This is a genomic window from Hymenobacter piscis (assembly GCF_018760735.1).
Classification (GTDB): domain Bacteria; phylum Bacteroidota; class Bacteroidia; order Cytophagales; family Hymenobacteraceae; genus Hymenobacter; species Hymenobacter piscis.
This window is the reverse complement of the sequence record NZ_JAHHZN010000006.1, coordinates 129,948-153,313: the sequence shown is the minus strand read 5'-3', so window position 1 is coordinate 153,313 and position 23,366 is coordinate 129,948. Positions and strand designations below refer to the sequence as shown.

Here is a 23,366-nt window from a genome sequence, read left to right as displayed (position 1 = left end):
GCAAGTTAGGCAGATTTATCAGCGTCCGGAACGGCCGGCGGTTACTTGCTGCACCACGGCCAGGTATTTACTGAGCACGATCTGCTCGTCGAATTTGGTTTCGGCCAGGTGGCGGCCGGCCCGGCCCATCTGCTCCAGCCCGGCCGCGGGCAGGCGCAGCACCTGCAGCATTTTGGCGGCTAGGTCCTGCGCGTCGCGCACCTGGCAGAGCAGGCCGTTGCGGCCGTCCACCACGGTTTCGCGGCAGCCGGGCACGTCGGTAGTTACAATGGGTTTGCCCATGGCGGCGGCTTCGAGCAGGGTTTTGGGCGTGCCTTCGCGGTAGGAGGGCAGCACCACGCAGTCGGCCTCCCGGATGAGGGCGGCCACGTCGTCGGAGGTGCCCAGGTATTCTACGTTACCGGCTTTCAGCCACTCCTCAAATACGCTCCGCTTCACGCCTACGCCCCCGCTTTCATCTACCCCGCCCAGCAGCTGCACCCGGGTGCCGGGCACGGCTTCGCGCACGAGGCGGGCGGCTTCGAAGTATTCTTCCACTCCCTTCTCGTAGAGCACCCGCGCAATCATGAGGAAGGTAAACGGCTCGTTGCGCTGAAACGCTGGGGCGGGCCGGAACCGGTCGGTATCGACGCCGGAGCCGGGCAGCAGGTCGGTGATGCCGGGGGCCACGAGGCCGTGCTGCAGAAAGAGCTGCCGGTCGTCGTCGTTCTGGAAAAACACTCGCTTGGGAAACTGAAACGCGAACCGGTACAGGCCCAGGGCCACCTTGCTCACCAGGTTCTTCACGATGAACACCGTGCCCAGGCCCGACACGTTGTTCACGCTCGGAATGCCGGCCAGGCGGGCGGCCAGGGTGCCGTAAATGTTGGGTTTGATGGTGTACTGCAGCACCACGTCGGGCCGCTCCCGGCGATAAATCTGATAGAAGCGACGGGTGAGGGCCGCGTCCTTGATGGGGTTGGTGCCCTTGTTCTCCATCAGAATGGGCACGAAGCGGCAGCCCAGCTCCGTTTCCAGCCGCCCGGAATAGGCATCGGGCGGGGCAATGGCCAGCACCTCGTGGCCGGCGGCCTGCAGGGCCCTGACCAGGCTCCGACGAAAATTCCAGATGTTCCAGCTGGTATTGATAACGATGGCAACGCGCATGCGGGCAGAGGTAGCGGGGAAGAAAAATGAAGGCGAAACGGGGTGGGCGGGCCGGCAAAGATACGGGCCGGCCGGCGGCCCGGGGCGGGTCGGGCCGGTTTTCGGCCGGATGCCCTTCGCAGCTCTATCTTCGCAGCTGCGTTTCGCGCTTTCTGCCTCCTTCTGTTCCTGCTCTCCATGTCGAGTTTGCTGCTGCGCCTGCACCTGCTGGTGGTGCTCACGTTTCTGTTGTTCTACGCCCTGAAAGCGGCCCTGCTGCTCACCGGCCGCCTCGATACGCTCCGCACCCTGCGCGCCCGCACCCGCGTGGCCGACTCGGTGCTGGGCCTGCTGATTCTGACCACCGGCGGCACCCTGCTCTGGCAGCACCCGGCCCCCACGCCCACCTGGCTCTGGCTCAAGCTGGCCCTGGTGCTGGGGCTGCTGCCGCTGGCCATTGCGGCCATGCGGCGCCAGCACAAAACGGGCGTGGTGCTCACGTTGCTGGGTTTCGGATACGTGTATGGGTTGGCCGAAACCGGCTCCGTTACGCTGCAACCGGCTACCCAGGCTCCGGCACGGACCGGCGCGCCCGCGCCCGGCCGCGCCGAGGCCGAAGCCACGCCCGACGCGGCAGCTCCCGTGGATACCCTCGCCCTTTCCGCCACCGGCCAGGCCCTGCCCGACTCGGTGCCGGCAGCGGCCGGACCGGCCGAAACCCCGGTGCTGGCGGCGGGCCAGGCGCTCTACACCCAACACTGCGCCGTCTGCCACGGCCCCGATGGGCGGCTGGGCCTCAACGGCGCCTACGACCTGACCAAGAGCAACCTGACCGCCGCCGGCCGTATTTACCAGGTAACCAATGGCAGCCTCAGCAAGAAGATGCCCGCTTTCAAAGACAAGCTCAGCGAGGAGCAAATCCGGCAGGTGGCCGAGTATTCCCTGACGCTGCGGTAGCCGCCCGCCCGCACCGTGGGCAGTTGCCTGACGCCGTGGTAACAGCTTTGTTGTCAGCACAGTATTCGGCATTGAATAAGTATGCTATTTATTTAAATAGCTTTACTATCAAAATAAATAGGAATAAAATCATCTGTAGGCAAACTTGCGGCCCTTATTCCCCAACCGCATGGATCTACACCTACTGCCCGTCAACCTCACCAACCCCACGCTGCTTTTCTTTCTGCTGGGCATTGTGGCCACCCTCATCAAGAGCGACCTGGAAATTCCGCCCACCACGGTCAAGTTCATCTCGCTCTACCTGCTGTTCTCCATTGGCTTCAAGGGTGGGCAGGAGCTGGCCCACAGTCCGTTCAGCGCCGAAATAGCCTACTCGCTGCTGTTCGGCCTGCTGGTAGCGGCCCTGATTCCGTTGTACACCTTTTTCGTGCTGCGGCGGCGCCTGAGCGTGAGCGACGCCGGGGCCGTGGCGGCCGCCTACGGCTCGGTGAGTGCCGTCACGTTTGTGGCGGCCGTGTCGTTTCTGGAAAGCCAGCGCCTGGTATTCGGGGGGCACATGGTGGCCGTAATGGCTTTGATGAAAGCCCCCGCCATTATCGTGGGCGTGATTCTGATGGGGCGCTACGCCGCTGCCGAAGACGGCCCCCAGCAGCCCCTGGGCGCCGTGGTGCGCCACTCCTTTACCAACGGCAGCGTACTAATGGTGCTCGGCTCCCTGGTTATCGGGCTGATTGCCGACACCAAACAGGCCGATGGCATCAAGCCTTTCACCACCGATATTTTCAAGGGGTTTCTGGCCATTTTCCTGCTCGAAATGGGCATGGTGACGGCCCGGCGCTTCACGGCCTTCATCCGCTACGGCCGCTTCGTAACCCTGTTTGCCGTGGCCGTGCCGCTACTTAATGGCTGCCTGGTAGCCGCCGCCAGCCACCTGATTACTGATAACGTGGGCAACCGCTTCATCTTCGCCATTCTGGCGGCCAGCGCCTCCTACATTGCCGTGCCCGCCGCCATGCGCCTGGCCGCCCCCCGCGCCGACCCCGGCCTCTACCTGCCGATGGCTCTGGGCGTCACGTTTCCGCTGAACATCACCCTGGGCATGCCCCTGTATTTCGCCGTAGTGCAGAACTGCTAGCTACTTGCGGGCCTGCCTTCTGCAACCTATTGCAACGAAACTATATCTTGCCTTCCGCATACTGCCGGGGCGGCTCCTGGCGTTGCGTTTTTTTACTTATCCCTTTTTCCTTATGAAGTTACCTTTCCTTGTAGCGCCGCTGGCGCTGGGGCTGCTGACCACACCCGGTCGCGCCCAAACGGCCCCGGCCCTGCCGGCGGGCATCACCCAAACCACCTCCGTCGAGGGCATCACGGAGTACCGCCTGGAGAACGGTCTGCGGGTGCTGCTGTTCCCGGATCAGTCGAAACCCACGGCCACCGTCAACATGACCTACCTGGTGGGCTCCCGGCACGAGGGCTACGGGGAAAGCGGCATGGCTCACTTGCTGGAGCACATGGTGTTCAAGGGCTCCACCAAGCACCCCAACATCCCGCAGGAGCTGACCGAGCACGGCGCTTCGCCCAACGGCACTACCTGGTACGACCGCACCAACTACTTTGAAACCTTCGCGGCCACCGAGGAAAACCTGAAGTGGGCCCTGGACCTGGAGGCCGACCGCATGGTGAACTCCTTCATTGCCAAAAAGGACCTCGACACCGAGTTTAGCGTGGTGCGCAACGAGTTCGAGAGCGGGGAGAACTCGCCCCAGCGGGTGCTCATGGACCGGGTGCTGAGCACGGCCTACCTCTGGCACAACTACGGCAAAAGCACCATCGGCTCCCGCGAGGACATTGAGCGGGTGCCCATCGATAACCTCAAGGCCTTCTACCAGAAATACTACCAGCCCGATAACGCGGTGCTGCTGGTGGCCGGCAAAATTGACCCGGCCAAAACGCTGGCCCTCATCAAGCAGTACTACGGCGGCATTCCCAAGCCCACCCGCCAGCTGCAGCCCACCTACACCGTGGAGCCCACCCAGGACGGGGAGCGGAGCGTGACGCTGCGCCGCCCCGGCGACACCCAGGGCCTGGCCGTGGCCTACCACGTGCCCGCCGCCGCCCACCCCGATTTCCCGGCCACCGACGTGCTGGTGGAAACCCTCATCAACGAGCCCTCCGGCCGCCTCTACAAGGCGCTGGTTGAATCGAAGAAGGCCGCCGCCACCTGGGGCTTCACGCCGGGCCTGCACGATGCTGGCTTTGCCTACTTCTACGCCGATGTGCGCCAGAACCGCTCCCTCGACTCGGCCCGCACCGTGATGCTCACGGCCCTGGATGATGTAACCAAAACCCCGCCCACGGCCGAGGAAGTGGACCGGGCCCGCACCAAGCTGCTCAAAAACGTGGAGCTCATGTTCCAGAACAGCGAAAACCTAGGGCTGAGCCTGAGCGAGTACATTGCCAGCGGCGACTGGCGGCTGGTGTACCTCTACCGCGACGCCCTGCGCCGCGTAACGCCCGCCGACGTGCAGCGCGTGGCCACCGCCTACTTCAAGCCCAGTAACCGCACCGTGGGCCTGTTCCAGCCCGATAACGCGCCCAACCGCAGCCCCATTCCCGCCACCCCCGACGTGGCCGCGCTGGTGAACAACTACAAAGGCGAAGCCGCCGTGGCTACCGGCGAGGCCTTCGACGTGAGCCCCGTCAACATCGACGCCCGCACCAAGCGTGGCCGGGAGAAGAACGGGCTGAAGTACGCCTACCTCAGCAAGCAGAACCGCGCCAACGCCGTGAATGCCGAGCTGAAGCTGCGTTACGGCTCCCTGGAAGCCCTCCAGAACAAAGTCGTGGTGGCCAGCCTGACGGCCTCCATGCTGGAGCGCGGCACCAAAACCCGCAGCTACGCCCAGATCCGCGACGCCTTCGACAAGGCGAAGGCCCAGGTGTACGCTTACGGCGGCGGCCAGACCACGACCATCAGCATCCAGACGGATAAGGAGCACTTGCCGGCCGTGCTGGATGTGGTGCTGGACTACCTGCGTAACCCCACCTTCCCGGCCGCCGAGTTCGAGAAGCTGAAGCAGGAGCGGCTGGCCCAGCTGGAAGCCCAGCAGCAGGAGCCCCAGGCCCTGGCCTTCAACCTGGCCGAGCGCCTGGCCAACCCCTACCCCGCCGGCCACATCTTCCAGACGCTGAGCTACGACGCCGAAATTGCCGAACTGAAAAAGCTGACCGTGGACGACGTGCGCCAGTTCTACAAAACCTTCTACGGAGCCCAGAATGCCACCCTGGCCGTCGTCGGCACCTTCGATGAGAAGGCCGTGCAGCAGCGCGTGAGCAAGCAGCTGGCTTCCTGGAAAGCCGCTACGCCCTTCACCCGCGTGCCCCTCACCGCCTTCGAAACCAAGGCCCAGCAGCAGAGCATCCAGACCGACGACAAGGCCAACGCCCTGTACGTAACCATGCTCAAAATGCCCCTCGGCGACGACAACCCCGACTACGCCGCCGTGTTCCTGGCCAACTACGTGCTCGGCGATGGGTTCCTGAACTCGCGTCTGGCCACCCGCATCCGTCAGAAGGAAGGCGTGAGCTACGGCGTGGGCTCCCAGGTGTATGCCGACGACAACGACCCGCTGGGCGGCTACTACTCCTACGCCATCTACAACCCCGATAACTCCAGCCGGCTGGAGCAGGCCTACCGCGAGGAGCTGGAGCGCTTCATCAAGGACGGCGTGACGGCCGAGGAGCTGAAAGCGGCTAAATCGGCGGCCTTGCAGAACTATCAGGTGCAGCGTGCCCAGGACCGGTACCTGGCCAGCACCTGGGCCCAGTACCTCACCCGCACCAGCGGCCGCACCTTCCAGTACAACGCCGAGCTGGAACGTCAGCTGGCGGCCCTCACGCCCGAGCAGGTAAATGCCGCCATCCGCAAATACTTCTCCTACGACCGGCTGGTGCAAGTGAAAGCCGGCGACTTCGCCCGCTCGGCTAAGGCGAAATAATGGGTGACGGAATACACCTGTCACCCTGAGCTTGCGAAGGGCCTTATCAAGTCAGAACTACGGTCATTCGACGGTGTGCTGACGAGACAAGGTCCTTCGCAAGCTCAGGATGACAGACGTGTTATACGCCCCATCACCCCAACGCCTACCTTTGCCGTAGAACCCCTCGGAAGCCTGCCGCCTGGCGGGCTTTCGTTTTCAATTTCCGATCTTCCGAACTATGGCCAAAGAAGCTAAACGCCGCGGGAACAGCACCCGCCACCACGGCGCCACCGACAACGTGAAGGGCCGCGCCGGCCGCATTCTGGCCAAGGCCTCCAAGCACGACACCTACGAAACCGCCCCGGAAGCCGAAACCGCCGTGCTGGTGGCCGTGCCCGACAAGCGCCAGGCCGACGCCCGCACCCAGGAGTACCTGGATGAGCTGGCCTTCCTGGCCGAAACGGCCGGGGCCGTGGTAACCAAACGCTTTATCCAGCGCCTCGAAAAGCCCGATATCCGCACGTTTGTGGGCGAGGGCAAGCTGGCCGAAATCAAGGCCTACGTGCAGCACAGCGGGGCCAGCATGGTTATTTTCGACGACGACCTCTCGCCCTCCCAACTGCGCAACCTGGAGGCGGAATTGCAGGTGAAAATCGTGGACCGCTCCCTGCTCATCATTGATATCTTCGCCAGCCGGGCCAAATCGGCCACGGCGCGCACGCAGGTAGAGCTGGCCCAGTACCAGTACCTGCTGCCCCGCCTCACCGGCCTCTGGACTCACCTGGACAAGCAGCGCGGCGGCGGCGTCAGCCAGCGGGGCCCGGGCGAAACCGAAATCGAGACGGACCGCCGCGTGGTGCGGGACCGGATTGACTTCCTGAAGGAGCGCCTCAAGGAGCTCGACAAGCAGAGCCAGACCCAGCGCAAGTCGCGCACGGGCACGGTGCGGGTGGCCCTGGTAGGCTACACCAACGTGGGCAAAAGCACCATCATGAACCTGCTGAGCCGGGCCGATGTGTTTGCCGAAAACAAGCTCTTCGCCACCGTGGATTCCACCGTGCGCAAGGTGGTGCTCGAAACCGTGCCCTTCCTGCTCTCCGACACGGTAGGGTTTATCCGCAAGCTGCCCACCCGCCTCATCGAGAGCTTCAAGAGCACCCTGGACGAGATTCGGGAGGCCGATCTGCTGGTGCACGTGGTAGACATTTCCCACCCCTCGTTTGAGGAGCACATTGCGGTGGTGAACGACACGCTCAAGGACATCGGGGCGGCCGACAAGCCCACGCTGCTCGTCTTCAACAAGATTGACCAGTACGACGCCGAGATAACCGAGCCCGAGTACCACACCGACTTTGAGGGCATGAACGCCGACGATGAGGGCCTCACTCCGCGCCCGACCCTGGACCAGCTCCAGGCTACCTACATGGCCAAGCTCCACGACCCGGTCATCTTCATTTCGGCCCAGGAGCGCACCAACCTCGACGAGCTGCGTGCCCTGCTCACCCGCCACGTGACGGCCATTCACAACGAGCGGTACCCCGCCGTGCATCCCATCCGCGAAGACGACGAGGAATAGCCCCCTTCGCCCAACCCACCGGTAGTTCACAAAAAAAGACCCGCCTCAGGCCGGGTCTTTTTTTGTGAACTACCGGTGGGAAACGCCCGCACAGCGAGTACGGACCTACCACGCAGGCAGGCAAGCGGTGGCCCGACCTTCGACTGTTTTCACTATAGTTTTTTATTAAAATATCCATTTAGTTAAAATTATCTCAAATAAAAGCCCACTTTGTTACTAAATCAATAATTTATCAGATATTGTACATCCTGGTACTCGTCAGCGTTTTTCCACAACCAACTCTTTGCTACATGAAGAAAACGTTCTACTCACTGTTTCTCGGTCTGGCTTCCATTACCGCCCTCTCGGCTTCGGCCCAGAGTTTGTCGAGCCAGTTGTCCAAGGTTGCGCTGGAGCGCGCCCGGCCGCAGGGCCGGCCGTGCGCTACCATGGACGTGCTGGAAGCCCAGTTGGCGGCTACCCCCCGCCAGGCCCTGCGCATGGCCGAAATTGAGGCCCAGACTGGCCGCTACGTAGCCAGCCCTACCGCCCGCCGCACGGCCGCTGTCATCACCATTCCGGTGGTGATGCACGTACTCTACAACACCAGCGCGCAGAACGTGCCGGACGCTCAGATTCAGGCCCAGATTGACGTGCTCAACAAGGACTTCGCCAAGACCAATACTGACGCCGCCCTGATTCCGGCCGCCTTCGCCGGAGCAGCCGCCAACACCAATATTCAGTTCGTGCTGGCCCGGCGCGACCCCAGTGGCCGCGCCACCACCGGCATTATCCGCAAGTCGACGCGGGTGAAATCGTGGAGCGCCAACGACGCCATGAAGACCTCCAAGCGGGCCGGCAGTGACCCCTGGGACACGTCGAAATACCTCAACATCTGGGTGTGTAACCTGGGCCAGGGCCTGCTCGGCTACGCCCAGTTCCCCGGCGGCGCGGCCAGCACCGACGGCGTCGTGGTGCTGTACTCCTCGCTGCCGGGCGGCACCGCCGCGCCCTACAACAAAGGCCGGACGGGCACGCACGAAGTGGGCCACTGGCTGAACCTGCGCCACATCTGGGGCGATGCCAGCTGCGGCAACGACCTGGTCAGCGACACGCCCACCCAGCAGACCAGCAACTACGGCTGCCCCTCCTTCCCCAAGGTCACCTGCTCCAACGGGCCCAACGGCGACATGTTCATGAACTACATGGACTACACCGACGACGCCTGCATGTACATGTTCTCCAACGGGCAGTCGGCCCGTATGAACGCCCTCTTCGCTAGCGGCGGAGCCCGCGCCGCACTCGCCACCTCCAATGGCGGCACCGCGCCGCTGGTATCTACCACGGCCGTGGAAACCCTGACCGTATTCCCGAACCCGACGGCCGGACAGCTGTCTATCCGCACCGGCCTGAACACGCCGGCCATCAAGTGGCAGACCAAAGTGTACGACCTGCGCGGTTTCGAAATGAAGCAGGTGCGGCCGGCCGGCGACGGTACGGTTGACGTGTCGGCGCTGCCGGCGGGCATGTACCACCTCGTGCTCACGGACGGCACCGCCACCCAGCACCAGAGCTTCCGCAAGGAATAGACGGCCGGCTGCGCCGCCAGTGCCCGTACCCGTTCCAGCCAGTCTGGAACGGGTATTGTGTTTTTCAGGGGCTGCTGCCTGGTATCAAAAGTCGTTTCCTAAATACCATTTTTGCGAATATTACCACACTATGCGCTATCCATTAAAATATTTTTAATAATTTGCGCACTTTACGCCCCTTGCCCCACAACCACACACCTACTTTTCAACGCCCCATTTCTGTTCATTCTCCACAACCAAACCTCCTTCTACATGAAAAAAACCGGTTACTCTTTTGCCCTGGCGCTACTGGCCTGGGGTACTTCTCTCTCGGCCGAGGCCCAAACCGTACGCCAGTGCTCCACCATGGAGAACCTGGAAGCTCAGCTCGCCGCCGACCCCGGCATGGCCCAGCGCATGGCCGCCATCGAGAGCCGCACCCAGCAGTTTGTGGATAACCCCATGGCCCGCCGCACGGCCGCTACCATCACCATTCCGGTGGTGGTGCACGTGCTCTACAACACGGCCGCCCAGAACATTTCCGACGCCCAGATTCAGTCCCAGCTTGACGTACTCAACCAGGACTTCTCCAAAACCAACCCCGACGTGAGCAAGACGCCGGCCGCTTTTGCCGGCCTGGCCGCCAACGCCAACCTCCAGTTCGTGCTGGCCAAGCGGACGCCGACCGGGGCAGCCACGACCGGCATCGAGCGCAAATCGGTGTCCGTGACCAGCTGGGGCACCGACGACCGGATGAAGAAAGCCTCCACCGGCGGCCTCAACGCCTGGGATGCTACCAAATACCTCAACCTGTGGGTGTGTAACCTCTCGGGCGGCGTGCTCGGCTACGCCCAGTTCCCCGGCGGACCGGTAGCCACCGACGGCGTGGTGATTCTGACCTCGGCCTTTGGCAAGGGCGGCTCCTCCTCGGCCCCGTTCAACCTGGGCCGGACGGGCACGCACGAAGTAGGCCACTGGCTGAACCTGCGCCACATCTGGGGCGATGCCAGCTGCGGCAACGACCTGGTCAGCGACACGCCCACCCAGCAGACCAGCAACTACGGCTGCCCCTCCTTCCCCAAGGTCACCTGCTCCAACGGGCCCAACGGCGACATGTTCATGAACTACATGGACTACACCGACGACGCCTGCATGTACATGTTCTCCAACGGGCAGTCGGCCCGCATGAACGCCCTCTTCGCTAGCGGCGGGGCCCGCGCCGCACTCGCCACCTCCAACGGCGGCACCGCGCCCGGCACCGGCGGCGGCACCACGCCTCCGCCGCCCACCACGGTAACTTACTGCGCCAGCAAGGGCAGCAGCGTGGCCTACGAGTGGATTGACTACGTGAACCTGGGCAGCATCAACCGCACCTCCAGCAAGGATGCGGGCTACTACAACGGCACGGCCCTGACTACCTCCCTGGCCGCCGGCTCGGCGCAGACCATCCGCTTCTCGGCCGGCTTCGCTTCCACGGCCTACACCCAGTACTGGAAAATCTACATCGACTACAACCAGGACGGGGACTTCCTCGATGCGGGCGAGCGGATTGTGTCGGGCTCCTCGTCGAGCAGCGCCACGCTCAGCAGCACCTTCACCGTGCCGGCCACGGCCAAAACGGGTGCTACCCGCCTGCGCGTGGTCATGAGCGACGCCTCGGCCACTACCAGCTGCAACAGCTACGGCTACGGCGAAACCGAGGACTACACCGTCAACATCACCGGCGGCGCCCGTCTGGCCGCCCCAGCCGAAGTGGCCGGCTACCGCATCTACCCCAACCCCGCCACCGACGTGCTTAACATCGTGCTGCCGCCCTCAGTAGAGGCCGGCACCGTTTCGGTGGCCGTGTACGACATGCGCGGGGCCGAGGTAAAAACGGTCCGCTTCGAAGGCAGCCTGCTCCACGTAGACCAGCTGGCCAAGGGCGTGTACCTGCTCCGCATCACCGACGGGCAGCAGGTGTCGCACCAGCGCTTCATCAAGGAGTAGCGAACCTAGTTCGTTGAATACAAAGAGCCCCTTCTCCACTGCGGAGAAGGGGCTCTTTGTATACTGACAGATACGCTGACTACTTCACGAACCGCTGCACCACCGAGACACTAGCGGTTTGTACCTGCAGCAAATAGCTGCGGCCCGCGGGCAGGCTGGCTACCGGTACTTCCAGCACCTGCTGCAACGCCGGCAACGTGCGCTGCTGTTGCCATACTACGCGGCCGGTGGCATCCAGAATGCGGAGTGTGACCGGGCCGGCCAGAGCGTCGCGGAGTTGCACCTGCAGCGTGGCGGTGGCAGGATTAGGATAGAGGATGAGGCCCTCGGCCAGCGTACCCGCCACTACTTCCACGCTGCTGTACTGGCCGGTATCATCCGTATCGAGCTGGTGGAGACGGTAATAGAGCTGGCCCGCCGGGGGCGTGGCATCGGTGAAGATGTACTGCTGCAGCGTCGTGCTGTTGCCGCGGGCCTCTACCCGACCTACCGGCGTAAACTGGCGACCGTCCTGGCTGCGCTCCACTTCAAAGTAGGCACTGTGAGTTTCGGAAGCCGTTCGCCACTGCAGCGCCACGCCGCCGCGCTGCCGTCGGGCCGTAAAGGCCACCAGTTGCACCGGCAGCGGCTGTAGCACTATCGGCGGCGTGGTGGCGCAGGCCGTGGCGGGATCGTACACGATTTGGATGGCGTTGCCCCGGGCCAGCAGCCCCACGGCGTAGGAGTTCACCAGCTTTTCGTTGCCGGCGTTGGAGCCCCAGCGGTGGCTGGTGGCCGGGGTGTTGCCGCCAATGGGGTTGATGTACGGGTTCGAGAAGCTAGGCCCCAGCAGGGAGTCGTTCCAGAAAATATAGTCGGCCGCGCCATCGTTGCCGGGGCGCACATCCTGCACCGAAATACCCGTGTCGGGAGCCTGCTCGCAGTCCCAGATGGGGAAGTTCACCGGCCCTACGCCGCTCGAGAAGGTCACGCTCAGGTTGGTCTGGTTCATGGCCGTACCGGCGTCGGTTTTGCCATCCCACACGAAAGCATTGTCGCCAATGAGGGTGGGCTTCTCCAGCACTCGGTCCTGGGTCCGGTCGTAGAGGTTGTTCCGGTCGCCATCAATGAATACAACCCCAAAACCGGCCTGATCCACGCGCAACGTGAAGGTGGTAACACCCCCGCTGCAGCTGGTAGTTACGGTGGGGTTGTTGGGCCGGGGGGAGGTAGGGTAGATGGCCGCGTCGGGGTTGTTCACAAACAGCTTGTACTCGGGGTAGCCGACGTTGCTGTTCTGGCTTTTGCGCTTGTCCTTGAAGTTGCCCGCCACGGTAGTGCCCTGGCTGTTGGCCACCAGAATTACGCCGAAGGGCTGGATACCGGCGTAGCTGACCCGTTTCACGAAGAAGCTCTGGTTATTGAAGTTCGGGTTTGGAATCAGCGGGTAAAGCACAAACGAGGTAGACAGTGCGTTGGTCCCGCCAGCGGCCGTAAACGACCAGTGCTGCGAGTACAGCCGGCCCGGTTTTTCGCCGGTGGCGTCGCGCACGGTGAAATCCCACAGGTCGTACCAGGATTTGTTCTGCGTCACGCCTCCACTGCTGCCGGACGCGTTAACCTCCATGAATTCCACCCAATAGTCACGCGCCGGGGCCGAGGCGGCCGGGGTGTACACGAAGGGATTGTAGCCGGCGACCGGGCTGGTGTTGCCGGCCAAGTAGCGCGGACCGGCTGCGGCTTCTTCTGGCGTAGCAATGTAGCCGGGCTGGCCGGAAGCCAGATTTATCGCTCCCTGCGTGCTAACCGTCCGGGGCTCCAGATAGTGCGTGGAGGCTACCTGCTCCGCGTTATTGCCGTCCAGATACTTTATCTGCAGGCGCAGGCGACCATTGTTGATGTTATCGTTGGTGCGGATGCGCCGCACCCCGAAGTACAGGGTTTCGCCGCCGTTCATGCGCACGTACAGGCGCTGGTTGGCAGGAGCACCTTGCTTCAGGAAATACCTGGAGTTGGAGGTGGGGCTGGTCACGGCACCATCATTGTGCTGGAGGTAACCCACAAAGTTATTGGCGCCGGTGGCCGTGCCCCGGGTGCCGGTACCAGGGGTGAGGTTTTTGGAGCCTTCAGCATGTGCATCCGGAGCTACCGAAGCCAGAGCGGCCAGTACCAGGAAGGGGCGGGCACTACGGCGCAGCCAAGCAGGAAAACGTGGGATCATAGCAAGAAAAAAGGAAGCGTATCAGAACAACATGCGTCTCATTCTGGGCAAAACATATCCCGGAATAGGACGCAATTCTGGCAAATATATCGCTAAGCAACTGATTCACACGACATCCGTCCTGCATTCTTTGGTCGCTAACCCGGCGCAAAGTAAGAAACCCGCCTGCCACCCGTCCACCGCGGCTTCAGCCGGAGCGGTAACTGCCATCTGCCGCCCGAAATGCATCTTACCCAAAACCTTTTAGTACTGCCTCAGTAAAGAAGCCTGCCCGTCGTTTTTCCCGCCTTCTTTCTGCCTTTGCCATGAAAACGCTCTATTTAATGCGCCACGCCAAATCCAGCTGGAGCTTCGAGGGACTCAACGACCAGCAGCGCCCCCTCAACGACCGGGGCCGCGACGATGCCCCGCTCATGGGTCGGGCCCTGGCCGAACGCGAGCTAACCCTGGACCTGATTGTGAGCTCCCCGGCCGTGCGGGCCCTGAGTACGGCCGCCCTCGTGGCCAAGGAGCTGGGCCACACGCCCGAGCAGCTGCGCGTCGTCGAGGAGATTTACGAGGCCACCGTGCCCGACCTGCTGGCCGTGGTGCAGCAGCTGCCCGACACGGCCGGGGCGGTGCTGCTGGTGGGCCACAATAACACGCTCACCGAGTTTGCCAACCTGCTTTCGCCCAGCGAAATTCCGCCCATGCCCACCGCCTCCATTGCGTGCCTGAAGTTTGCCACCGACCAGTGGGCGGCCGTCAGCCAGGCCAACGCCGAGTACTACTTCTTCGATAAGCCCAAGAACTACTAGCTGGCCATCCTTAGCTATTGGCTGATGGCTGATAGCAGATGGCTTTCGTTCAAGCCCCAACCTCGTAGCTAGTAGCCATCAGCTGGTAGCTAACAGCCTCAAGATCCTATGTCCGAAACTGAACAGGCCCAGCCCCGGCTGCTGAACCGTGAGTTAAGCTGGCTGACCTTCAACCGCCGCGTGTTGCAGGAAGCCCAGAACCCCGAGGTTCCGCTGCTCGAGCGCCTGAAGTTCCTGGCCATTTTCAGCAGCAACCTCGACGAGTACTTCAAGGTGCGCGTAGCCACGCTGCGCCGCCTGGTCAAGCTCAAAAAGAAAACCCGCGCCAAGCTGGGCGAAGACCCCGCCGAGCAGCTCCAGAACCTGCTCCAGGAGGTGGGCCGCCAGCAGCAGGAATTCGGCGACACGTTCCGCAACAGCATTCTGCCCGAGCTGGGCCGCCAGCACATCCACCTCATTTCGGAGCACGACCTCACGCCCGAGCAGCACGCCTGGGTGCAGCAGTATTTCCGCGAGCAGGTGCGCGACCTGCTTTCCCCCATCATCCTCGACGAGAACCTGCACCACCTGTTCCTGCGCGACCAGAGCGTGTACCTGACCTTCTACCTGACCCAGCCCGCCAACCACAAAAAGCAGGACGAGGAGCGGGTCGTGGCCATGGAGCTGCCCACCAAGCGCCACGGCGGCCGCTTTGTGCGCCTGCCCGACGTGGGCGCGGAGCACTACGTAATGTTCCTCGACGACGTGATTCGGTGCTGTGCGGCGGAGATGTTTGCCACCTACGGCAAGGTGCAGGTACACGCCATCAAACTCTCCCGCGACGCCGAGCTCGATATTCAGGAAGAGGTATCGGGCAACCTGCTTTCCAAAATCAAGAGCAGCCTGCAAAAGCGCGAAACCGGCTTCCCGGCCCGCCTGCTCTACGACCCGGCCATGCCCAAGGAGGTGCTGCGGGCCGTGCGCCAGAAAACCGGCATCGGCCAGGAAGAGCTGGTGGAGGGCAGCCGCTACCACAACTTCCGCGACTTCTTTGGCTTCCCCGATTTCGGGTTGCACCACCTCAAGTACGCGCCCATGCCGCCGCTGCCCCACCCCACGCTGCCGCGCACCGGCTCGCTGCTGGCGGCCCTGGCCCGGCGCGACCACCTGCTGCACCCGCCCTACCAGTCGTTCGACTACGTGACGCGCCTGCTCAACGAGGCCGCCAAGGACCCGCTGGTAAGCGACATCAGCATCACGCTCTACCGCGTGGGCAGCAAGTCCGATGTGGCCAAGGCCCTGCTCAGGGCCGCCAAGAATGGCAAGCAGGTAACGGTGGTGGTGGAGCTCAAGGCCCGTTTCGATGAGGAAAGCAACATGTTCTGGGCCGAGAAGCTCCAGAAGGCCGGCGCCAACGTCATCTACGGCATCCCCGACCTGAAAGTGCACAGCAAGCTGCTGCTTATCACGCGGGGCGAGGAGGGCCACAACAAGCTCTACGCCTACCTGAGCACTGGCAACTTCAACGAGCAGACCAGCCAGGTGTACGCCGACCACGGCCTGTTTACGGCCAACCCGGCCCTGACCCGCGAGGTGGCCGAGGTGTTCCGCTACTTCCACGACCGGCTCGACAAAACCGGCCTTTTCGAGCACCTGCTGGTGGCCCCCTTCGAGCTGCGCCAGAAGCTGGAGGCCCTCATCGACCACGAAATTGCCCTGGCCCGTCAGGGCAAGGACGCCTACATCATCCTCAAGCTGAATGCCCTCCAGGATGAGCGCATGATTCTCAAGCTCTACGAGGCCAGCGAGGCCGGCGTGCGGGTAGAATTGCTTATCCGGGGCATTTCCTGCCTGATTCCGGACCTGGCCGGCCAGAGCCGCAACATCCAGCAGCGCGGCATCGTGGACCGGTTCCTGGAGCACGCCCGGGTGTACGTGTTCGGCAACGGGGGCGAGGAAAAAGTCTACACCGCTTCCTCCGACTGGATGAGCCGCAACCTCGACCGGCGGGTGGAAGTGGCCTTCCCCATTCTGCAGGACGATTTGCGGGCCGAAATCCGCCACCTGCTCGATTTGCAGCGCCAGGACAGCGTGAAGTCGCGCGACTGGCAGAACAACTTCGTGGGCTCTACCCTGGAGCGGGCCGAAGCGGGCGAGGTGCGAGCCCAGTTCGAAACCTACGCCTACCTGCAACAGCTGGCCAGGAAGAAGCGCGCTTAGGCTCATTGGGGGCGCTTGGCCCGTCAGTTCGCCAGAAACACGAACGAGTTCGGGTCGGACCCGAACTCGTTCGTGTTTCTGGCGAACTGGTTCGGGTCAGCGGCCAACCGGTTCGGGCGGGTGGCTAACCCGCCGGCCAAAAAGACGAACGAGTTCGGGTCGGACCCGAACTCGTTCGTCTTTTCAGGGAACCGGAAGGCCGGCGTGGCCTACTGGTTGGCGGGGGCAGCCTTCTGCTTGCCCTGACCGGCAAACCGCCGACTCAGGTCTTCGAAAGCGGCCTGGGCGCCGGGCTGCTTGTTCTTGGCCAGAAACTTAATGTTGTTGTAGATGGTGAGCGAGTGGCCGTAGGCCTCGGAGCCGGCCGTCATCATGGTGCTGTCCACGTCGAGGGCCAGCTGCTCGAGCTGCTGGTGCACGGGCGTGAGGGCGGTGAGGGCAGCCACGTCCTGCTTCACCTCCCCGAAGTCCACGAACGGGGGCACGAAGGCGGGGGAGTTGGTGGCGTAATCGGCGGTCTTCTGCACGAAGGCCACCGTTTTGTCGGCCATGCGCAGCATGGTTTTGCGCTCCTCCGGCGTCAGCGACACGAGGTAGGGCTGGAGGGCGGCCCTAATGGCATCGAGGTGCTGCTGCACCTGGGCGAGGGTGGCGGCCGGGATGTCGGCCGCGAATTGGTTGGGCATGAGGATAAGAAATAAAGGGTTAGAGGGAAACGCGCGGCAATAGGTGCGCTTCGGGTAGGGCAGAACGGTACCCGAAGATGCGCAAATGGCCCACGGGATGCAAGCCCCCGCCGGGGCCGCCCGACGGCGGGCGCGGGTGGCAGGCGACCAAACGAACTATCCGCCTCTGTTACCCGTTACTGCTGGTTGTTCCGTATATTCAAGGCAATACGGCATGACTTACAGCATTTTTCAGGCCGCTACCGGGCCGTTTGCAGGCGGTAGTAGAGACGCAACAGTTGGGGTCTCTACTACCGCCCTACAGCAGCCGGACCACTGCCATCGGTAGCCTTTGCCGCTTCCACTTCGACTTTCTTTCTTTCAAACCGCCACCGCCCCGCTCACCACCCCGTCCGTGCACGAGCTGAAGGTATGGCCCGCCTGCTTTGCCGCCGTCGAGGACGGGCGCAAAGCCTTCGACGTGCGCCTCAACGACCGCGACTACCAAATCGGCGACGCGCTGGTGCTGCGCGAGTACGAACCCGAAACCGAGCAGTACAGCGGCCGCAGCGTGGAGCGCTGGGTCAGCTACCTGCTGCAGGGCGGCTCCTTCGGCCTGGAGCCCGGCTGGTGCGTGCTGGGCCTGGCCGAGCACCCGCCCCTGCCCCAGGGCGTAAGCGACACGCGCCTGTGGTAGGATGCCGGGATGAGGGATGAGGGATGAGGGATGAGGGATGAGGGATGAGGGCGATACGAACCGTGCGTCGTGGTTAAAGCCCGCGCGTCATGCTGAGCGCAGCGCAGCGGAGTCGAAGCATCTCGCGTGCTGACGTTGCGCCAACTAACTCAATGGCAGGATGACCATAACACGCGAGATGCTTCGACTCCGCTGCGCTGCGCTCAGCATGACGCGCGGGTTTTGTCACGATGCGCGGTTGGCGCTGTGAGTTCCACGGTAAACGCCTCATCCGGCGCATTCCCTCCCCTGGCGGGGCGGAATACGCCGGATGAGGCGTTTATCTGGGCCGAGGGGCCGGTTACTGGTTGGTGGTTTTCTTCAGGAACTTGCGCGGGGGAACCAGGAACAGCTCCACCGAGAGGTAGGGCGCGCCGGCCAGCTTGGAATCGATAATCTTCGTGCGGTCGTCGTTGGTGCGGTCGAAGGCGTCGAAGGCGTAGTTGTAGCGGTAGCCGCCTTCGAGCCCGAACCAGAGGAAGTCGTGGATTTCGCGCTCCCAGCGGCCCCGGAACTTCACCTCCGTTTCGCGCAGCTCCAGGCTGCGCAGCAGCACGTTATCGGCCCGGCGCAGGGGCTCGCGCAGCTTGATGATGTAGTTGAAGCCATCGACGGTGTAGCCGGCGAAGAACAGGGACTTGGGCGAGGCGTTGTAGCGCGCCGTGATGCGGGCCGGGAAGATGGCCTCCACGCCCCACCGGTCGTTGAAGGTGCGGTTGTAGAGCACGGCCGGGTAGATGCTTTGCCGCCCGAACGTGTAGCCCAGCTGCAAGCCCACGCCCCAGGAAAAGGTGGGGCTGCGCTTCCAGCCGTAGAGGAACTCCGACGACACGCGCAGGTAGTCGGCCACATTCACACCCTGGGAGGTATAGTCGCCGCTCAGCTCGCCCTTAACGCGGAAGATGTACCAGTTCACCGTATTCACGGGCCGGATCACGGCCAGCTGCGCGCCCAGGGTTTTGAGGCCCTTGTCCTCGATGTTGTCGTAGAGCTCGTAGCCGGTGGGCTTCTGGCGGAATTTGAACTCCTCCCGCTCATAGTTGATGCCCAGCAGCAGCTTCAGGTGGGGCCGGTTCCAGAACGGAATGTAGCCCTTGATAACCAGGCGGGCGTTCTTCTCGGCCTGAGACTGGTAGTCCTGCAAGCCCACCGCCTGCCCGTCGGAGGCCACGTTGAAGCGCGGCATCCGCTCGTAGTGGAAAATCAGGCCCTTGCTGGGCCCCATGCCCACTACGGAGGGCGTGGCAAACTCCTGGCTGATGCGCCGCTGGCCGGTGTCGGTGGTATCGGAAAGCGGGGGCGCGGGGGGCGGATAGACGGGGGGCGTGGTGGGCGTAATCTGGGCCTGCGCCGCGAGGGAGCTGAGCATCAGCCCGGCCCCGGCCGCGGCGCGGGCGGCGCCGCGCAAGAGAGAGGAAACTGCTATCATAAAAGACACCGGAGAGGAATATGACCGCCTTATGGGGTAGGTGGTTGGCAGTTGTTAGTTGTCAGTTGTCAGTCAGAAGAACGTCATGCTGAGCCTGCCGAAGCATCTCGCGGGCTGACGTTGCTTCACTGGCCCAGGGTGTATACCCTGGGCTACGGAGCGGCGGCGGCTGCTACAACGTCAGCCCGCGAGATGCTTCGGTAGGCTCAGCATGACGTTCTTCTGACTAACAACTAACAACTGACAACTAACAACTGACAACTGACAACTAACAACCAGTTAGAACAGGAAGTCGAAGCCGACGAAGACCAGGTTTTCTTCCCCTACTGAGTAGGTTACGTTGACGACGGCCTGCTTGAGCACATCGACCCAGACGCCCCCGCCCACGGCCGTGTGGAAGGCTTTCAGGCCGGTCCGGGTATCGTTGGAAGAGTATACGCGGGCGGCATCGGCCAGGCCCAGGATGCCGAACTTGCCCGGGACCAGGTAGGCGTTGAAGGTGAAGAGCTGCAGGCGCATTTCGGCGTTGGCGTACACCGACGAGCGGCCGGCGTAGCGGGTACGGCGGTAGCCGCGCAGGTTGGTGGTGCCGCCCAGGGTATTGGCCTGGTAGAAGCGGTAGTCGCCCAGGTTGCGGTTGGCCCCGATGCGGCCGGCCCAGGTAAGCTGGAAGGGGAAGTTGGGCGAGAGGTAGAACCGGGCCTCGGTAGCGAGGCGGGCGTAGCTGAGCTTTTCGCCCCCAATCTGGCGGTTGTATTCCGCCGAGTTGTAGAGGCGCAGGCCGATGCGCGGGTTCTTGGGCGAGCTGGACGCGTCGAGGTTGAGGTACATCTTGCCGCCCAGGTAGCGGTTCATGCCAAAGTCGGAAGACCGGATGCCCAGGGCCGCCCCGCTCACGCCGTTGTTGTTGGCATCGAGGCCCCGGCGGATTTCACTGCCAATCTGGTCCTGCTCCACCCGGAACTGGTCGTACTGGGGGCCGAAGCCAAACTTGAGGAAGCTGAACACGTCCTTTTCCAGCATGGGATTCACGTTGAGGCGCGAGAAGCGGATGCGGTACGTGTCGTTGATGTCGCGGGAGCGGGTGCCGTCGTCATCGGCCAGGATGTTGCGGCTGTCGTTACCCAGGCCGAAGAAGTTATACAGCAGCTGGGGACCGTAGAGCTGGGAGTTGATTCGCAGGTCGAGGTTGCCGAACACGTCCACGAAGTGGCCCTGGTAGCGCACGTTGTAGGCGCTCTGGGAAGGCGAGTAGTTGGCGGCCAGGCTCTGCTCGGTGGCATAGGGGGCCTTGCGGAAACCGTAGGTGCGGTACACCGCCCCGCCGCCCAGGAACAGGCGGTCATCCACGTTGTAGCCGAAATAGAGCGTCGGCCCGAAGTAGTTCAGGGTGTAGTCCTTGCGGTCGGCGCGGGTGTGCTGGTCGTAGCGGCTCACGTCGAGGCCGGGCTGCAGGCGCAGGCGGGCGTCGGGGCCGGGCACGATGACGTTGCCCGAGTCGGCGTCGTACACGTGCAGGCGGTGGCGCAGGCCGGCCACGTTGGAGCGGTCCACGATGGAGTCACGGTCGATGCCCCCGATGATGCGCACCAGCGGGCCGCTTTTCACCTTGCCGGTGAGCTCGTACTGGTCCTCGCCCTCGAAGCCGTAAAGGCGCAGCTCCTCGGTCACGTTGTTGTCGAAGGTGCGGTCGAAGAGCATCTTGGTCAGCTCGCCTTCCTTGTTGATTTTCTGGACCGTGACGCGGGTTTTGTCGTCGGGCAGGCGCTCCACCACAAACCGTTCGCGCTTCTTGGAGCCCTTCACCTCCGTTACCTTGCTGAGCAGGCCGTAGTAGTCGGCGGCCACCTGGGGCAGCAGGTCGCGGCGGCTCTTGAGCTTGGCCACGATTTCGGCCCCGTGCAGGGCGTAGATATCGGCCGGCCAGCGGTTCCGGAAGGCCTGGTCAATCACCTCATCGGTGAGGGCGGCTTTCATCTCCTCGGCCTGCTTCACCCACTCCTCCTTGCTCACGGAAGCCAGGTACACCCGGTCGTTGCTGAGGGCGGTCAGGTTGAGGCCCTTCCAGTCGGCGTAGTCCTTGCCGAAGTTCTGGAAGTTGCGGATGGCCCACTTGCGCGAGGCCAGGTAGGGCAGCAGCCCGTCGCCCTTGAAAAAGGCAATGTCGCGGTCCTCGGGCACGGCCGTAAATTTCCGGTCCCCGTCCTTGTCCTTTTTCTCGGCCCAGCGCCACTGGTCCTCGTGCCGGTCCCAGTCGCCAATCCACATGTCGAAGAGGCGGGAGCGGGCAAAGGCTTTTTCGTTGACGCGGTTGTCGTTGTCGTCGGTGATGCGCTCGAACACCTTGTCGGTGCCCACCAGGTTTTTGGCGTTGCCCAGGCTTTCCACGTTGGCCTGGTCGTCCTTGGCATCTTCCTCGATGGCGCCGGTGGTGTTGCCGAAGCGGGGCAGGTACTGGCCCAGCAGGGGGTCCTGGGGCACGTAGCGCAGCTCGGGGTTGGTGTGCAGAATGCCGGCGGCCGAGGCCAGGGGCGGAATTACGATGGAGGCAAACGGGTGCTGGGCCGAAATCTGGTCCTGCAGAATGTCGGCCGCGGCGCCGGAGCGCAGGGCTTCGGGCAGCACGGCGGCGGGGTCCTTGTCGAGGCCGCGCAGGGTGTAGAGGCGGCCCTCCTCGTTGCGCAGCTTCAGGGAAGCCGTTTGCTTGCCGCCCCCGATTTTGTAGGGCGTCAGGCCACCTTTCTCGGTGGCCAGATCCAGCACCGGGAATTTCACGGGCGTGGCCCACTCGCGGCGGTAATGCTCCCCGAACAGGAACTTATGGAAGCCGCTGCGGTCGGCGTAGGCCGGGTTGACGGCCCGGGTCACGGTGCTGTCGGCAAAATCGGGCCGCTGCACGACCTGGGTGGTGGCCAGCTCCTCGACCATCTCGGTCTGCTGGGCGTACATGGCCGTGCGGAATACCCGGCGGCCGGTTTCGCCCCGGCCCTCGGGCACGAAGTATTCCACCCACACTTCGCCGTCGTCGTAGTAATTGACGCGGGCAAAGCCTTTTTCCTTGTCCGAGAACAGGGCGTTGCCGCCGCTGCCGGGCTTTACGTGCTGGGTTTTGCAGCCCGAGCCGCTGACAATGTGGTTGAGGCCGCCTTCTTTGAAGTACTGCAGGTTGTGCTCGTGGCCGGCCGCGTACACCACGTTGGGGTACTTCTCGAATACATCCATCAGACCCTTTTTATAGGCCTGGTAGAGCGGGTGCGGAATGTCCTGGCTCACGCCGCCGTACTTGCGGGCAAAGGGGTAGATGGAGCCGATGACGGGCAGCGGCACGAAGGCGTACTTGTAAACGATGGACAGGGGGAAGAAATGGTCGGCCAGGGTGAAGTAGCCGCCGTGGATGCCATCGGAGAACAGGGGGTGGTGGGCCACCACGATGATGTTTTTGCCCTTGTTGCGCTGAATGATATCTTCCAGCTGCACGAAGAACTCGGTTTCGTTGGCAATGCCGCAGCCGCTGTTGGCCCCGTAGGGCCGCTCGCCGCTGGTTTGCAGAAACCACTGGGAGTTGATGGCAATCATCACCACATCGTCCTGGAGGCGGATTTCCAGGGGCCCGGGGCAGGCGTCGCGGGGCAAAAAGAAGTCGCCGGTGTAGGGGAAGGCGGCCGAGTCGGAGCGCAGGTAGTCTTCCACGAACTGCTGCTGGCGGTTTACCTGGGCCACGGCCCCGCGCTGGCCCTGCTTCCAGTCGTGGTTGCCGGGCACCATATACTTCTCGCCGTCGTAGTCGCGCAGCACCTTGAGCTGGTCGACGATGCGCCGCTCCGACTCCTTACGGTCGGAAGCGCCCTCGGTGGGCAGGCCGTACTCATAGATATTATCGCCCAGGTAAACCGTGGTGCTTTTGGCGCCGGCGGCCAGGATCTGCCGGCGCATGTAATTGAGCGACGGCTCGCCGCCCTCGGCCTCGGGGGCCGGCTTGCCCACGTCGCCGATCAGAAAGACCGAGTAGCGGATGCGGGAGCTGTCGGGCGGAGTTTTGGCTTCCCAGTTCCGGCCTTCGCCCCGGTAGTTGGGGCGGGTGGGGTGGGCGGTCTGGGTGGCGGGTTTCTGCTGGGCCAGGGCCGGCACACTCAGGCCGGTTAAGGTCAGCATCAGGCAACCGTTCA

The 23,366-nt window shown here is 63.4% G+C and carries 14 protein-coding genes; 9 read left to right on the top strand and 5 right to left on the bottom strand.

The window, feature by feature from the left end; genetic code table 11:
• Window positions 1-18: 18 nt before the first annotated feature.
• Window positions 19-1,146, bottom strand: coding sequence for a glycosyltransferase family 4 protein (locus tag KLP40_RS08725; protein ID WP_215593393.1), 1,128 nt, complete (start codon window positions 1,144-1,146; stop codon window positions 19-21).
• 177 nt (window positions 1,147-1,323) lie between these two features.
• Between KLP40_RS08725 and KLP40_RS08720 the strand changes: the two genes are divergently transcribed.
• The 6 genes from KLP40_RS08720 (at window position 1,324) to KLP40_RS08695 (ending at window position 11,174) form a co-directional block, all read left to right on the top strand.
• Window positions 1,324-2,082, top strand: a complete 759-nt coding sequence (locus KLP40_RS08720; RefSeq protein ID WP_215593392.1) for a c-type cytochrome — start codon at window positions 1,324-1,326, stop codon at window positions 2,080-2,082.
• Between the two features lie 169 nt (window positions 2,083-2,251).
• Window positions 2,252-3,217, top strand: a complete 966-nt coding sequence (locus KLP40_RS08715) for a sodium-dependent bicarbonate transport family permease (RefSeq protein ID WP_215593391.1) — start codon at window positions 2,252-2,254, stop codon at window positions 3,215-3,217.
• A gap of 112 nt (window positions 3,218-3,329) precedes the next feature.
• On the top strand, window positions 3,330-6,080 hold the full coding sequence (locus tag KLP40_RS08710; protein ID WP_215593390.1) for a M16 family metallopeptidase: 2,751 nt from the start codon (window positions 3,330-3,332) through the stop codon (window positions 6,078-6,080).
• 304 nt (window positions 6,081-6,384) lie between these two features.
• Window positions 6,385-7,638, top strand: a complete 1,254-nt coding sequence (gene hflX, locus KLP40_RS08705; RefSeq protein WP_394370015.1) for a GTPase HflX — start codon at window positions 6,385-6,387, stop codon at window positions 7,636-7,638.
• Window positions 7,639-7,928: 290 nt separating this feature from the next.
• Window positions 7,929-9,206, top strand: a complete 1,278-nt coding sequence (locus KLP40_RS08700; protein WP_215593388.1) for a M43 family zinc metalloprotease — start codon at window positions 7,929-7,931, stop codon at window positions 9,204-9,206.
• Window positions 9,207-9,458: 252 nt separating this feature from the next.
• Window positions 9,459-11,174 carry a GEVED domain-containing protein gene (locus KLP40_RS08695; RefSeq protein WP_215593387.1) on the top strand — a complete coding sequence of 572 codons (1,716 nt, stop codon included), beginning with the start codon at window positions 9,459-9,461 and terminating at the stop codon, window positions 11,172-11,174.
• Window positions 11,175-11,253: 79 nt separating this feature from the next.
• Here KLP40_RS08695 and KLP40_RS08690 read toward each other — a convergent pair whose 3' ends face one another.
• Window positions 11,254-13,374 carry a T9SS type A sorting domain-containing protein gene (locus KLP40_RS08690; RefSeq protein WP_215593386.1) on the bottom strand — a complete coding sequence of 707 codons (2,121 nt, stop codon included), beginning with the start codon at window positions 13,372-13,374 and terminating at the stop codon, window positions 11,254-11,256.
• A 305-nt stretch (window positions 13,375-13,679) separates the two neighbouring features.
• Between KLP40_RS08690 and KLP40_RS08685 the strand changes: the two genes are divergently transcribed.
• Together KLP40_RS08685 and ppk1 are read left to right on the top strand one after the other, a co-directional pair.
• Entirely contained in the window at window positions 13,680-14,171 is a 492-nt protein-coding gene (locus KLP40_RS08685) for a SixA phosphatase family protein (RefSeq protein WP_215593385.1), read from the top strand.
• Between the two features lie 108 nt (window positions 14,172-14,279).
• Window positions 14,280-16,370 carry a polyphosphate kinase 1 gene (gene ppk1 / locus KLP40_RS08680; protein WP_215593384.1) on the top strand — a complete coding sequence of 697 codons (2,091 nt, stop codon included), beginning with the start codon at window positions 14,280-14,282 and terminating at the stop codon, window positions 16,368-16,370.
• Window positions 16,371-16,579: 209 nt separating this feature from the next.
• On the opposite strand, the gene KLP40_RS08675 is transcribed toward ppk1, so the two are convergent.
• On the bottom strand, window positions 16,580-17,056 hold the full coding sequence (locus KLP40_RS08675) for a hypothetical protein (RefSeq protein ID WP_215593383.1): 477 nt from the start codon (window positions 17,054-17,056) through the stop codon (window positions 16,580-16,582).
• Window positions 17,057-17,450: 394 nt separating this feature from the next.
• Between KLP40_RS08675 and KLP40_RS08670 the strand changes: the two genes are divergently transcribed.
• Window positions 17,451-17,732: an ASCH/PUA domain-containing protein gene (locus tag KLP40_RS08670; RefSeq protein ID WP_215593382.1), complete on the top strand. Its 282-nt coding sequence runs from the start codon at window positions 17,451-17,453 to the stop codon at window positions 17,730-17,732.
• Window positions 17,733-18,072: 340 nt separating this feature from the next.
• On the opposite strand, the gene KLP40_RS08665 is transcribed toward KLP40_RS08670, so the two are convergent.
• Together KLP40_RS08665 and KLP40_RS08660 are read right to left on the bottom strand one after the other, a co-directional pair.
• A complete protein-coding gene (locus KLP40_RS08665) occupies window positions 18,073-19,200 on the bottom strand; it encodes a DUF6268 family outer membrane beta-barrel protein (protein ID WP_215593381.1) in 1,128 nt (375 codons plus the stop codon).
• A gap of 279 nt (window positions 19,201-19,479) precedes the next feature.
• The gene (locus KLP40_RS08660; protein ID WP_246558729.1) at window positions 19,480-23,352 is read right to left on the bottom strand and encodes a BamA/TamA family outer membrane protein; all 3,873 of its coding nucleotides are present in this window, start codon (window positions 23,350-23,352) and stop codon (window positions 19,480-19,482) included.
• Window positions 23,353-23,366: the final 14 nt, after the last annotated feature.

Bases quoted from the DNA above. Each gene is read 5' to 3' on its own strand.
- KLP40_RS08725 (WP_215593393.1), bottom strand. From the start codon at position 1,146: ATGCGCGTTGCCATCGTTATCAATACCAGCTGGAACATCTGGAATTTT.
- KLP40_RS08720 (WP_215593392.1), top strand. From the start codon at position 1,324: ATGTCGAGTTTGCTGCTGCGCCTGCACCTGCTGGTGGTGCTCACGTTT.
- KLP40_RS08715 (WP_215593391.1), top strand. From the start codon at position 2,252: ATGGATCTACACCTACTGCCCGTCAACCTCACCAACCCCACGCTGCTT.
- KLP40_RS08710 (WP_215593390.1), top strand. From the start codon at position 3,330: ATGAAGTTACCTTTCCTTGTAGCGCCGCTGGCGCTGGGGCTGCTGACC.
- KLP40_RS08700 (WP_215593388.1), top strand. From the start codon at position 7,929: ATGAAGAAAACGTTCTACTCACTGTTTCTCGGTCTGGCTTCCATTACC.
- KLP40_RS08695 (WP_215593387.1), top strand. From the start codon at position 9,459: ATGAAAAAAACCGGTTACTCTTTTGCCCTGGCGCTACTGGCCTGGGGT.
- KLP40_RS08690 (WP_215593386.1), bottom strand. From the start codon at position 13,374: ATGATCCCACGTTTTCCTGCTTGGCTGCGCCGTAGTGCCCGCCCCTTC.
- KLP40_RS08685 (WP_215593385.1), top strand. From the start codon at position 13,680: ATGAAAACGCTCTATTTAATGCGCCACGCCAAATCCAGCTGGAGCTTC.
- ppk1 (WP_215593384.1), top strand. From the start codon at position 14,280: ATGTCCGAAACTGAACAGGCCCAGCCCCGGCTGCTGAACCGTGAGTTA.
- KLP40_RS08675 (WP_215593383.1), bottom strand. From the start codon at position 17,056: ATGCCCAACCAATTCGCGGCCGACATCCCGGCCGCCACCCTCGCCCAG.
- KLP40_RS08665 (WP_215593381.1), bottom strand. From the start codon at position 19,200: ATGATAGCAGTTTCCTCTCTCTTGCGCGGCGCCGCCCGCGCCGCGGCC.
- KLP40_RS08660 (WP_246558729.1), bottom strand. From the start codon at position 23,352: ATGCTGACCTTAACCGGCCTGAGTGTGCCGGCCCTGGCCCAGCAGAAA.